The organism is Thalassotalea fonticola (assembly GCF_032911225.1).
Taxonomy (GTDB): Bacteria; Pseudomonadota; Gammaproteobacteria; order Enterobacterales; family Alteromonadaceae; genus Thalassotalea_A; species Thalassotalea_A fonticola.
Genome location: NZ_CP136600.1, coordinates 3,236,220 through 3,249,243, shown reverse-complemented (window position 1 = coordinate 3,249,243; position 13,024 = coordinate 3,236,220). Strand labels below are relative to the sequence as shown.

Below are 13,024 nucleotides of genomic sequence, written 5' to 3'. Positions count from 1 at the left end.
TTAAGTGATTAAGTAAGTACATTAAGTAAGTAGAAATTTATGAGTAATGATACAAAGTTCGATATTGTCAGTCTTGCCAAAAAAGCAAAACAAGCTTCCTTGCAAGCGGCGCAATTGAATAGTGAAACAAAGAATAAGTTATTAACGGCAATGGCAAACAATATCATTGCCGAGCAGAACACCATAATTGCTGAAAATAGCAAAGATATTAGCGCTGGTGAAGCGAAAGGCTTATCCACAGCCATGCTTGACCGTTTGTTATTAACTCCTGAGCGCATTCAGGGCATTAGCGATGCCATTATTGATATTGTCAACCTGCCAGACCCAGTAGGCAGTCGTTCAGCAATGACTAATCGCCCAACGGGAATTGAAGTTGGTAGAATGCGTATCCCGCTAGGGGTGATCGCGATGATTTATGAAGCGCGGCCAAATGTTACCGCGGAAGCCGCCGCACTTTGCTTAAAGTCAGGTAATGGCGTGATATTAAGAGGGGGGAGCGAGGCTTTACACAGTAATTTAGCGATTGCCACAATCCTGCACGATACATTAAAAGAGTTCTCATTACAGCCTGATATGGTGTGTGTAGTGCCAGACCCTGATCGAGATGTAATTGCCAAATTATTAACCTTGAATCAAGATATCGATTTGGTTATTCCTCGTGGTGGCGAAGGGTTAATTCGTTATGTAAGTGATAATTCTCGTATCCCAGTTATTCAACATTTCAAAGGTGTGTGTCACCTTTTTGTGGATAAGTATGCAGATATCAACAAAGCCGTTAATATTTTGGTCAATGGAAAAACTCAAAGACCAAGCGCTTGTAACTCTTTGGAAACGTTATTAGTGCATCAAGATATTGCTGAGGAATTTTTACCTATAGCAGCAACCGCCTTGGCTGAATTTAGCGTCAAAGTACACGCGTGTGAGCAAAGCCTTGGTAAATTTACTGGCGCCATTTTAGCTACAGATGATGATTATGATGCGGAATATTTAGCGCAAGAAATTGCGATAAAACAAGTGAGTGATTATGAGCATGCGATTGCACATATCCAACAGTTTAGCTCAGATCATACTGAAGTTATTGTTACTCAGGATTATTCTCGGGCTAATGAGTTTGTGCGCAGAATAAATTCTTCAGTGGTAATGGTAAATGCTTCATCAAGATTTTCTGACGGCGGCGAACTGGGTTTAGGCTCTGAAATTGGTATATCTACCAGCAAGCTGCATGCTTATGGACCTATGGGCTTAGAAGCTTTAACTACAGAAAAGTTTGTTGTGTTTGGTGAAGGTGCGGTAAGAAAATAAGATTAAGGGTATGCTCTATCGATAATTGAAATATTGACGACTATCGATAAATTGTTACTGCAAACTTTGCTTAAATTACAGAGAATAATAAAAGGCCATTCTAACGAATGGCCTGAAACATATCTTCTGCATAATTTCTTATGCTTAATTACTCAGTTTGACATTGCTGAATGATCATACTGCCTATATCAAACCCATTACTTGGATTCTCTGAATTTAACGTCAATAATATACTGTATTGTCCAGCAGCTAAGTTAGCCTGATTATTACCTAAACCACCATCATCATAAGCTACTGCATAGCTTACACCAAGATCTAGGCTTTCAGCGTTTAAGTCAGTAGTCCCCGGAGCCTGTGCCCATAATTGCGTGGTCCAACTGCCATCATCAGAAGCCAGTTTAAATTGGAACTCACCATCAAAGTTTGCAACGGCTTGGTATTTATTATCACCCTTGTAGTGTAATTGGTAATCGGCTTCTGCATTCCAACCTGAGTGCGAACCGCGCACATATAATTGTCCACTGCCGGCAATGGTGAACGGTGCAGGATCGGCTGAGTCAATGAGTGCGGTACAATCAACAGTCTCACTTTTAGCTACAATGCCCAGTACCGGAGTGGTCGTTGAGGCATCTAAGGTAAAGGTATATAAGCTGTCGGATGCAACGTTAAAGGTAAGGTTACCGCCATCATCTGACACTGTTACTGAATCTGCAGCGTAAGTCATTTCGTTGTAACCTAAGTTAACCGCTGACCAATCATTAGAGGCAATTTTAAAGGTTTGCTGACCTGCACTTAAGGTAACGTCTAAGCTATAAGTATTATTGCCTTCATAGACAAAACTGTCTGCTTCAGTTAAACCATCATTGCCCCAGTTATTCATCGAACCACGTAAGTACACAACAACATCACCATATGGGGCAACGTCTGGTTGATTTGATGTAGCATCAGCGGCTAACCCCGTGCTTTGCATATCACCTTGAGGTTTAACAAAAACCGCAGTGGTTAATGCTGGAACAGTAAAAGTACCTGAATCAATGTCAGCGATAAAACTAGCCATTTGCACGGTGCTGTCGGCTGAATTTTGTTGCACAGCGTGCAACTCAAAACCGTCAGCAGTTGCGACAGTATGTGATTGTTCTTGCGGCGAACCATTAACAATAACCACAATGGCGTCGTTATTAGCGTCTAAATCAGTCAAACCTAAGCCATCGTCGATGCTCATCACAATCAAACCTTGAGTTTGGCTTGACCCGGTATTGTGAAAACCAACACGTTGCAGGACATCCGCTTCGCTGGTTAAGCGAAATAGCTTGCTTGCTTTTCGAATGCTTAAAAATTCATTAAACACCATGCTGGCCATTTCAATATCACTGCTTTGTACACTTGATTCACTATTGCTAATCAAACCAGAAATATCTTCCCATTTGGTTTTGTTATCTTCGGCTAATGGCAAACCTACATTCCAGTTGTTGGTAGACTTGGTGAAATCAACATAGTTAAACCAATCACCAGCATCGTAAGTATTACGATCCATTGACTTTGAGCGAATAAAATCACCACCAAGTTGGAAGAATGGAATACCTTGACTGATTAATGGTAACGTTGCGGCGATGTTTTGCGCACGAACTCGGTTGCTTACCGACATGTCGCTGGCTAAACCATATTGCAACTGATCCCATAAGGTTTCGTTGTCGTGTTTTGAAACGTAGTTAATCACATCGGCAGGGTCTTTTGCATAGGCAGATTGAGAGAAATTTTTACCCAGCTTTTTAATGCCGTTTTTATCTTGTAGTTCGTAGTTTTCTAATGTGCCAGCAAGGCCAAGACGAATGATGTCGAGATTATTTAAATTGCTAGAGCCATTAAATAAATCACCACCACGAATAATGTCGCGAGAGCGATCGTTAAAGGTTGCAACTTCAGTGCCGGCCATATTGTTTTGTTGGGCCTGGATATAACCTTGGTCTGCACGTGTCCAACCTTCACCGTAAAAGTAGTTATCAGCATCGACTGTTTGTACTCTTGCACGAGCATTTAAAATTGAATCAACTGAATTGTTGCTCATGATATCAAAGCGGAAACCGTCAAACTTATAAGCTTGGGTCCAAGTCATTAATGAATCAGACATTAACTTGTCCATCATTTTGTGCTCTGGTGCGGTATCTTGACAACAAGTGTCGGTTATCACATTTCCGCTTACTAAATCACGGCGATGGTAATATCCAGGTACTACTTTATCTAATACTGAATCATCGAATAAACCAGAGGAATTTGTGTGGTTATACACAACATCCAACACAACGCGTAAACCCATTTCATGTAGAGCTTGGTTCATTTGGCGCATTTCTAAAATTCGTGTTGCACCATCTGAGTTAGAGGCATAGCTGCCCTCTGGGGTGGTGTAATGTTTTGGGTCATAACCCCAATTAAAGCTGTCTAATTTACGCATTGCTTGTAATAAGGCTTGTGCATCATTACTGTTGGCATCGTAACTTTCAAATACTGACAATAATGTAGCGGCATTATCTTCAACACCACAAACAGGTGCAGAGCTGTTGTGTGCACATAAATCTGCAACGGTATCGGTAATGTTTACCCGAGTTGAACTGTCTTCATTTATGCTGGCAATATCGTTTGCTGGCAACATTTGAAAATGCGTTAAACCAGCAGCAACCAGAGATTTTAAATGCGTAACAGGAACTGAGCTTTCTTCGGTAAAGGCTAAATATTTACCACGGTTTATTTCTGAGGTACTTGCATCTCGAACACTAAAGTCGCGAATATGGCCTTCGTAAATAATTGCATCTTCTGGATCCATAACGGTTGGTATCATGTGCTCTTCCCAACCAGTTGGCATTAAGTCGCTGTCGGTTAAATTAACAAATTGTGAGTACATACCATTGGTTGACAGTGACACTGAATATGGGTCAGTAACGTGTACGGTTTCAAAGCGGTGGTTTTGTGGGTGATATAGCGTTAACTCAAAACGATAGAAAGAACGATCAACTGTATTTGGCACGGAGAATGACCAAATACCGGTATCTGTATTTAGGCTCATTTCGTGGCTTGTTTGTAATATTTTATCAGCATTAAAAACGTTTAATATAACGCTCTGAGCCGTTGGTGCCCACAAATTACTAATAATGTCATTACCATCGTACACTAAGCCCAACTCTGCTTCATCCGCATCCATCATTCCTGAGGTATATAGCGCATCAAGAATGCGTGGTGTTTGAACATGAGTTGCGGCAATAGGTTTATCTGTAACGTCATAAGCAATCGCTAATAATTTACCCATAAGCATTTGCTTGGCTTTGGTGTCATTGGCGTTGCTAGTTGTAAAGGCAGCTTGTCCTGAGTATCTAGGCATACCCAAGGTGGTCGCTGGGTGAGTCTCTGACATATCTGGCATGTATTCGATGTAATTATCACCATCAATACCTGCAGCACTGTCAAATCCCATGTCATCAGACGCAGAACTGTAAATTCTTACCTTGGCAGTGTTTGCTGCTGGAACATTCCAGTACATAGTATTTACGTTTGCCCAATGAGCTGCAATATCTTCGATTTGTGCACCTTTAGGGAACAAAGTAGGTTGATTGTATAAGAAGCTTTTACCTGATAGCGTCCAAAATGTTCTTTCGCCGGTTAAGTCAGCTCGAAGATCACCACCTCCTAAATCTTTTTCATCGCCCTTATGAACAATAAAATTGGCACATTCACCATAACTATCTTTTAGATCTAAGACCCAGTAAGCACCATAATTAGGATCAATACCTGTTTGTGCCTGACCGGTATTCCAATCAGTTCCGCCATCTATGGCGAAATCAGCATATGCTTCACAATCACTATTGTTCCACAAATGCAAAACCCAATCAGTGTAGGTATTGTCAGGGCGATTATAAAAAACTACCAATTGGTTTGCACTTGCAACTATTACCGGATCTGGCATAACAATGCCTGTAGAGACACTTATATCGATATCTGCCGTAGCGTAAGCATTTTCATTATCATTAGCACGAAAACTTGGGGTGAAATCACCTGCAGATTCATAAGTAATTTCAATGGAATTATTATTAGCACAATCATTAATTATTGGTGTTTGTTGGCCATCACCTGGATTTAATGTACAAGTTAAAGTATCACCATCGGGGTCGGAAACTGACCATGAATAGGTGTATACCAAAGGAGCTGACGGATCGACCGATGCAGTAAATTCGGCAACCGTTGGTGCTTGGTTGTTGGTAGATGTTGCTGTTGGATTATTATTATTTGTATCAGAGCCGTCACAAGCAAGCACACCACAGGAGAGTGAGGTTACTATCAGCAGCTTTTTCATTGTTGTAGGTAACATTTGGTAAACCCTTTGTTGTTGTTTTATTAACCTTTCTAACCTAGTCTATTTTTATCCAAATTAACGTTTTTTACATACGTATTCATAAGTTACAGTGCTGATTTTGATGGTTTTGCATACGTATTCATTTACAACAATCGAAAGCGATAAAATAATGTTTTATAAACAAAAAAAGCTTCCTAGAGGAAGCTTTTTAGCGAAGATAGTCGCGCGTTAAATAATTTTTGCAATCCTTACAGCGATACTCGTGCAGGTAAGTTCAGATCAACCAGATTAAATGGGTTGGTCCGAATTTATTCGGACGGTATCCCCGAAGGGCTCATTTATTCGAACGCTACTGTCGAAAAGTGGGGATTAAGCCGGTTATCGAGTCGCGGTCATTTCCATACAAACCGCAGATCCTAACAGTTTCACTAACTGTTGTTGACGCTCTTCACTGCCTAATGCCCACATTAGCTTGGTACTTGCCGCCTCGGGTGTCATATCTCTACCATCAATAATAGACTTAGAACGCAAGTTTTTACCCGCTTCATAACGGTGAATATCTAAACTGCCATTGTAAACATCGGTCACAATCATGGCACATTTAAAGCGATTGTTGGTTTGTTGCTGCGCCTCTGCGACTACCTTTGCCAAATTGAAATCATCGGGTGCCGTACCACTGCCAAATACTCGCAATACTAATCCTTCAATGTCACTACCAATGATAATTTTTAATAATAATTCGCCGGTGAATCCAGGGTTTAAATTCATGCTCAATACTTTATCGCTAAAGCCTAATGAGCTGGTATTTAATGGTGGGTAGCTATTTGGCAATGGACGAAGTTGCTCAGTAAATATGGTTGGTACAGGAAACAACTCTCCTAATATTTGTGCATTAGGAGTCGAAAAGCCAACAGCAGAACGAGTAGACGATTTTCTCGAACGATTGCCACGCAGTAATTGCCCGGCAAAACAAATCATTACTTCCGATAAAGGTGACAACGATTTTCCAGCTTGGTCTGCTACATAAAGCGCTAAGCGTAAGTTTTGTAAGCCGTCACTTCCTGGCTTGCTTAATGGTACTTGCGCACCCGTAACAACAACAGGCTTGGTATTTTGCGCCAAGCAAAAAGATAACGCAGAAGCGGTATACGACATAGTATCGGTGCCATGCAAAATAACAAAACCATCATAATCATCGTTAAGAGTAATGATCATGCTTGCCATCGCATCCCAATGCTTTGGTCCAATTTCACTAGAGTCACTGGTGCCAAGCACATCGCCGTTGGCTAGCGTTAATGGTTTTACTTCTATGGTTGAACATAAATCACTGGTTAAATCTTTAATAAGATCAACAAGGACTTCGCCTTTACTGGCTTGCAATTCGCCTGTCGCTTTTGCTGCCATGGTGATCGTGCCACCAGTGTTGATCACTAGAATTTTATTAATAGGATTGTTCATTTGCATATCTTTACTTTAATTCGTGCTTGGCGCACATTCTAAGTGAATTATAGAGCAAATCAATTTTTTATTGGGCTTGGTATGAGTTCAAGCTAAAGATAAGAGTAGATATTTTGTAAAGAATTAAATTTGAGGGGAATAAAAACTGCCTGCAGCGTCAAAAAACAACAACTGCAGGCCAAGGAGTAAACTTTTAAATAGTTAACTGCTTATTACAGATTCGCTTCAACAATACGTTTCATGTCAGTCATGTAACCACGAAGTTTTTTGCCTACAATTTCAACCGGGTGGTTGCGAATTGCATCATTTACTTCGATTAAACGTACGTTATCAACACCATTCGATGTAGAAGCAATGCCTTCACCTAATTCTTCAAGAGTTAGGTTTTTAGCAAAATCAGCAAGTAAAGGTACTGCAGCGTGTGTAAATAAGTAGTTACCGTACTCAGCAGTATCAGAAATTACTACGTTCATTTCATATAACTTGTTACGAGCAATACAGTTCGCAATAAGTGGCGTTTCATGAAGTGATTCGTAATATGCAGACTCTTCGATGATACCGGCAGCAACCATAGCTTCAAACGCTAATTCAACACCGGCTTTGATCATAGCGACAACGAAAATTCCTTTGTCGTAGTATTCTTGTTCAGTAATTTCAGTATCACAATCAGCAGCTTGTTCAAATGTAGTTTCTGCTGTTTCTGCACGCCATTTTAATAGGTTAGCGTCATCGTTATGCCAATCTGCCATCATAGTTGCAGAGAATTCACCTTCGATGATGTCATCCATATGCTTGTTAAATAATGGACGTAAAATTTCTTTTAACTGTTCAGCCATATCAAACGCTTTAACTTTTGCAGGGTTTGATAAACGGTCCATCATGTTAGTGATACCGCCGTGCTTTAAGCCTTCAGTTGTAGTTTCTAAACCGTATTGCAACAATTTACGAGCATAAGCTGCGTCCATACCTTGAGCAATTAGTTGTTGATGTCCTAGAACTGCAGCGGTTTGCAACATACCACATAGAATAGTTTGCTCGCCCATTAAGTCTGATTTAACTTCAGCAATAAACGAAGACTCTAGTACACCTGCACGGTCACCACCGGTTGCTGAAGCATAAGCTTTAGCGATGGCAAAACCATTACCTTGTGGATCGTTTTCTGGATGAACAGCAATTAATGTTGGTACACCAAAACCACGTTTGTATTCTTCACGTACTTCCGTACCTGGACACTTAGGTGCAACCATTACAACAGTAATGTCTTTACGAATTTGCATACCTTCTTCAACAATGTTGAAACCATGAGAATAAGCTAACGTTGAGCCTTGCTTCATTAATGGCATAACCGCAGATACCGCAGAAGTATGCTGTTTATCCGGTGTAAGGTTTAAAACTAAGTCAGCTTGAGGAATTAATTCTTCGTAGTTGCCTACAGTAAAACCGTTTTCAGTGGCCCACTGCCAAGATTGACGCTTCTCAGCAATAGCAGCATCACGTAATGCGTAAGAAATATTCAAACCTGAGTCACGCATGTTTAAACCTTGGTTTAATCCTTGTGCGCCACAACCTACGATCACGATATTCCAACCTTTGATGAAATTACAGCCATCGCTGAATTCGTCACGTTGCATGAAACGGCATTTGCCTAATTGCGATAATTGCTCGCGTAAACTTAATGTATTGAAATAATTAGCCATGAGGCGCTCCTAAATTTTGGTGCTACGTGTTTATCGTAGCGATGGTTGAATACTACGCTAACATGATGGTTGCTTAAAGTGATATATATGCATTACTATGTTGCATAATGTGAAACAATGTAACTCCAACTTAGGTATAGCAAGGATATGGATATAAAATCTTTTCAGGTGTTCGCCCATTTAGCGAGCAGTCTGCATTTTGGCCAAACTGCGCATGCACATCATGTGAGTCCATCAACGTTATCAAGAATGATCCAACGTATTGAAGATGAGGTTGGCTGTAAGTTATTACAGCGAGATAATCGTACGGTTATTTTAACTAAAGCAGGGGTTAAATTTGAGCAATATGCTAATCAACAGCTGGTGCAGTGGCGTGAGTTTCAGGGCGATATCTTAGCTGAGCAACCACAGCTAACCGGAAAACTCAGTATTTATTGTTCAGTAACTGCGGCTTACTCACATTTGCCGCAATTATTAGATGGCTTTCGACGTTTGTATCCACAAATAGAAATCATGCTTGAAACTGGTAATGCCGAAGATGCGGTGAGTAAAGTCATTGACCGCCAAGTAGACTTTGCTATTGCAGCTCATCCTGAGTCGTTAGCAAAAAGTTGTTATTTTCATGCCATTGCACAGATCCCGGTATCGGTTATTGCCCCCGTAGTAGACTGTAAAGTGAAGCAGCAGCTTGAGCAAAGACAAATTAACTGGCATGACATTCCGATAATATTGCCAGAGCATGGTGCTGCTCGCAATCGCTTTGAAAAATGGTATCGACAAAAGGGCCAGGGCAAGCCTAATATTTACGCCACAGTTTCTGGCCATGAAGCATTGGTGTCTATGGTAGCTTTAGGTTGTGGTGTTGGTGTTGCGCCGGAAGTTGTATTAGAGAATAGCCCGGTGAAAGACCGAGTACAAAGACTTACTGTGCCATCGGCAATGAAACCATTTGAACTTGGCATTTGTTGTTTGAAAAAACGTATGAATGAATCGGTGATCAGTGCATTTATGGCGACTGTTTTAGAAAGTTAGTAGTTTTCATACTGGCACTAGCAAGAGATACTCTCTGTTAGGTGCTGGATTAGTCGGTCCATTGCTCTATATGACAACGCTTCAATTAGGTGTTCACGTTTGATCTTCGGTTCAGCTTTTAAATCAGCGATGGTGCGGGCAATTTTTAATAACTTGTGATGTGCTCTGGTTGACAGGCCTAGCTTTTCAACGGCGAGCTCTAAAAACTCACAATCAGCGTCATTTAAGTAGCAATGCAGTTTGAGTTCAGGGCTGGTTAAATAGGCATTTGCTTTTCCTTGTCTGGCTAATTGTATTTCGCGACAGTTTTGAACTCTACTTCTGATAGTACTGCTGGTTTCATTATTGTGTTCGCTATTGTTCCACATGCCTTTCGGTAAGCGACTTACTTCTAGTTGAATATCAATACGATCGAGAAAAGGGCCAGATAACTTATTTAAGTAACGTAATATTTGCTCAGGCGTGCTGCGTTTATCTAAATAAAATCCGGTAGGGCTTGGATTCATTGCTGCAACAAGTTGGAATTTAGCTGGGTAAGTAGTCTTATGCATGGCTCTTGATATCGTTACCTCACCAGACTCCATTGGCTCACGTAAAACATCCAAAACTTTCCTGTCATATTCGGGCAATTCGTCAAGAAACAATACGCCATTGTGAGCAAGTGATATTTCCCCGGGGACAGGCTGGCTTCCACCCCCAACTAGCGCAGCTGACGAGGCGGTGTGATGAGGAGCGCGAAACGGGCGCTTCAACCAATGTTGATTGTTAATTGCGGTAGTACAAATAGAATGAATGGCTGCAGTTTCAAGAGATTCACTGGTGGTCATCGGTGGGAGTATGCCGGGCAATCTACTTGCTAACATGGTTTTACCGGTCCCTGGAGGGCCTATAAATAGTAAATTATGGCTGCCTGCAGCAGCTAGTTCTAACGCTCGTTTTGCTAATGGCTGCCCCATTACATCTGCGATATCTTTTATTGATTTATGCTGATCATCATTTGTTGATTCAGGAGCTTCATAGCTTATTAACGGCAATGGTTGCTGACGAGCAAAATGTGGAAACAATTGTTCCAGGTGCCGCATGGCGATAATTGTTGCTTGCTCGACTCTGCTTGCAAGTTGTGCGTTGGCTTCAGGTAGTACTAATGTACGCTTACTATCTCTGCTGGCAATGGCGATCGGTATTTCACCGATAATTGCTCTGAGCTCTCCCGATAACGCTAGCTCTCCGGCAAATTCATAGTGATCTAGTTCATTGCCAGGAATTTGATCTGAGGCGGCAAGAATTCCTACGGCAATGGGTAAATCAAAATGCCCGCCTTCTTTGGGTAAATCGGCGGGTGCTAAATTAACAATGATTTTTTTCGAAGGGAATTCAAAGCCGCAATTAATAATTGCACTTCGCACCCGGTTTTTTGATTCTTTAACTGATGTTTCCGCTAAACCAACAATTTGAAAACCTGGTAAACCGGCACTCAAATGTATTTCAATTGAAACAAGGGGAGACTCAAGGCCAATTCGGGCGCGAGTATATATAGAAGCGAGAGTCATATTAAATCCATTTAGTTTGATAACTATTCCATTAGTTACTTAAGTTTAGTCTTCATTTAAAAATAAGGTGAAAATAATTTTTAAATACAGTTTTGCAATGTTATGCAGTAAATAAGAATAAATATTAGTGTAATTATTCGAACAAAAAGCTTGTAGCGCTGCAATTGCTGTGTTAAAACTTAGGGACTTGCAAAAATAGCGTATTAAAAAGCAAAAAATAATGAATAAAATTAACCTGATTCTGATTAACCATATTGTCGTAGTGATTTATAAATCATTGCGGGTTTGGCGTTGAGTTAGTTTAAATAATCAAATATCAACCCCCCGCTTTGAGAAAACCGGGGGGTTTTTTATTATATCGTCCGAATAAATTCGGACAACCGCGCAGCAGGTTTATGCTGCAAAAAAATGCTCGCGCATAAATACCGTTATATCTTAGTACAGATATATAACACTAAAGGTTTAATGTACCGCCTGTGGCTATGCTAAACTCAGTGCATTCATTGAGATGTGTAGTCATTATTTAGGCAAGTGTCAGCACTTTGTGACAATTTGGTTAATTTCTGAGTTGTCAATTTAGTTAAAGTATCGACTTTGTAGAAATAAACGTTGAAGATCAGGCTCAACACTCATTTATGGTTTTATTGCATGCAATATCACCAATTATTAAAGTATTAGGAAAGAGAAATGGCTAAAGTTAACGCTGAACAAATTTGGTTTAATGGAGAATTAATGCCGTGGCAAAACGCTACAGTACATGTAATGAGTCACGCATTGCATTATGGTTCATCTGTATTTGAAGGTATTCGCGCATATAAAACCCATAAGGGCACTTGTATATTTCGCTTAGAAGAGCACATTGATCGTTTGTTTGATTCGGCGAAAATTTATCGAATGAACATTCCTTTTACGCGTGAAGAAGTAATGCAAGCATGTCGAGATTCTGTTGCTGAAAACGGTTTAGATTCTGCATATTTACGTCCTTTAGCATTTTTAGGTGATATTGGTATGGGCTTACGACCGGCTGATGATGCACAAGCTGACTTAATGGTTGCAGCATTCAGTTGGGAAGCGTACCTTGGCGCCGATGCTATGGAAAATGGTGTAAACGTAGGTGTTTCTTCATGGAATCGCATAGCACCTAATACAATCCCTACTGCCGCTAAAGCCGGCGGTAACTACTTATCATCGCAACTAATTTCTCGTGAAGCAGCTCGTCATGGTTACACAGAAGGTATTGCATTAGATGTTAACAATTATGTAAGTGAAGGCGCCGGTCAAAACTTATTCTTAATTCGCAAGGGTATCATTTACACACCGCCAGGTTCTTGTTCAATTTTACCCGGCCTGACTCGCGACACGGTAATTACTTTAGCTAAACAAATGGGCTATGAAGTTCGCGAAGAACTTATTGCTCGCGAAGCGCTATACCTTGCCGATGAATTCTTTATGTGTGGCACAGCAACTGAAGTTGTACCGGTAAGTACTGTTGACGGTATGCAAGTTGGTTGTGGTAAACGTGGTGAAATCACTAAGAAAATTCAAGATGCATTCTTTGGTATGTTCGATGGAACAACAGAGATTGCAGATAACTGGTTAGATCCAGTTAAGTAACCGATTAAATAATCACTTAAATTTAAAGAGAA

Annotated in this window: 7 protein-coding genes; 3 read left to right on the top strand and 4 right to left on the bottom strand. The window is 40.6% G+C overall.

Going from position 1 to position 13,024, the window contains the following annotated elements:
- Positions 1 to 39: 39 nt before the first annotated feature.
- Positions 40 to 1,302 (top strand): glutamate-5-semialdehyde dehydrogenase, encoded by a 1,263-nt coding sequence (locus RI844_RS13075; protein WP_348395114.1) that lies wholly within the window; start codon positions 40 to 42, stop codon positions 1,300 to 1,302.
- A 148-nt stretch (positions 1,303 to 1,450) separates the two neighbouring features.
- Here RI844_RS13075 and RI844_RS13070 read toward each other — a convergent pair whose 3' ends face one another.
- The 3 genes from RI844_RS13070 to ilvC form a co-directional block, all read right to left on the bottom strand.
- Positions 1,451 to 5,656, bottom strand: coding sequence for an alpha-1,6-glucosidase domain-containing protein (locus RI844_RS13070; RefSeq protein ID WP_348395113.1), 4,206 nt, complete (start codon positions 5,654 to 5,656; stop codon positions 1,451 to 1,453).
- A gap of 363 nt (positions 5,657 to 6,019) precedes the next feature.
- Positions 6,020 to 7,099 (bottom strand): asparaginase, encoded by a 1,080-nt coding sequence (locus RI844_RS13065; protein WP_348395112.1) that lies wholly within the window; start codon positions 7,097 to 7,099, stop codon positions 6,020 to 6,022.
- Between the two features lie 212 nt (positions 7,100 to 7,311).
- Positions 7,312 to 8,796 carry a ketol-acid reductoisomerase gene (ilvC, locus tag RI844_RS13060; protein ID WP_348395111.1) on the bottom strand — a complete coding sequence of 495 codons (1,485 nt, stop codon included), beginning with the start codon at positions 8,794 to 8,796 and terminating at the stop codon, positions 7,312 to 7,314.
- Between the two features lie 147 nt (positions 8,797 to 8,943).
- On the opposite strand from ilvC, the gene ilvY reads away from it, so the two are divergent.
- Entirely contained in the window at positions 8,944 to 9,828 is an 885-nt protein-coding gene (gene ilvY / locus RI844_RS13055; protein WP_348395110.1) for an HTH-type transcriptional activator IlvY, read from the top strand.
- Positions 9,829 to 9,845: 17 nt separating this feature from the next.
- Here ilvY and RI844_RS13050 read toward each other — a convergent pair whose 3' ends face one another.
- Positions 9,846 to 11,378 carry a YifB family Mg chelatase-like AAA ATPase gene (locus tag RI844_RS13050; RefSeq protein ID WP_348395109.1) on the bottom strand — a complete coding sequence of 511 codons (1,533 nt, stop codon included), beginning with the start codon at positions 11,376 to 11,378 and terminating at the stop codon, positions 9,846 to 9,848.
- Positions 11,379 to 12,065: 687 nt separating this feature from the next.
- On the opposite strand from RI844_RS13050, the gene RI844_RS13045 reads away from it, so the two are divergent.
- On the top strand, positions 12,066 to 12,992 hold the full coding sequence (locus RI844_RS13045; RefSeq protein ID WP_348395108.1) for a branched-chain amino acid transaminase: 927 nt from the start codon (positions 12,066 to 12,068) through the stop codon (positions 12,990 to 12,992).
- Positions 12,993 to 13,024: the final 32 nt, after the last annotated feature.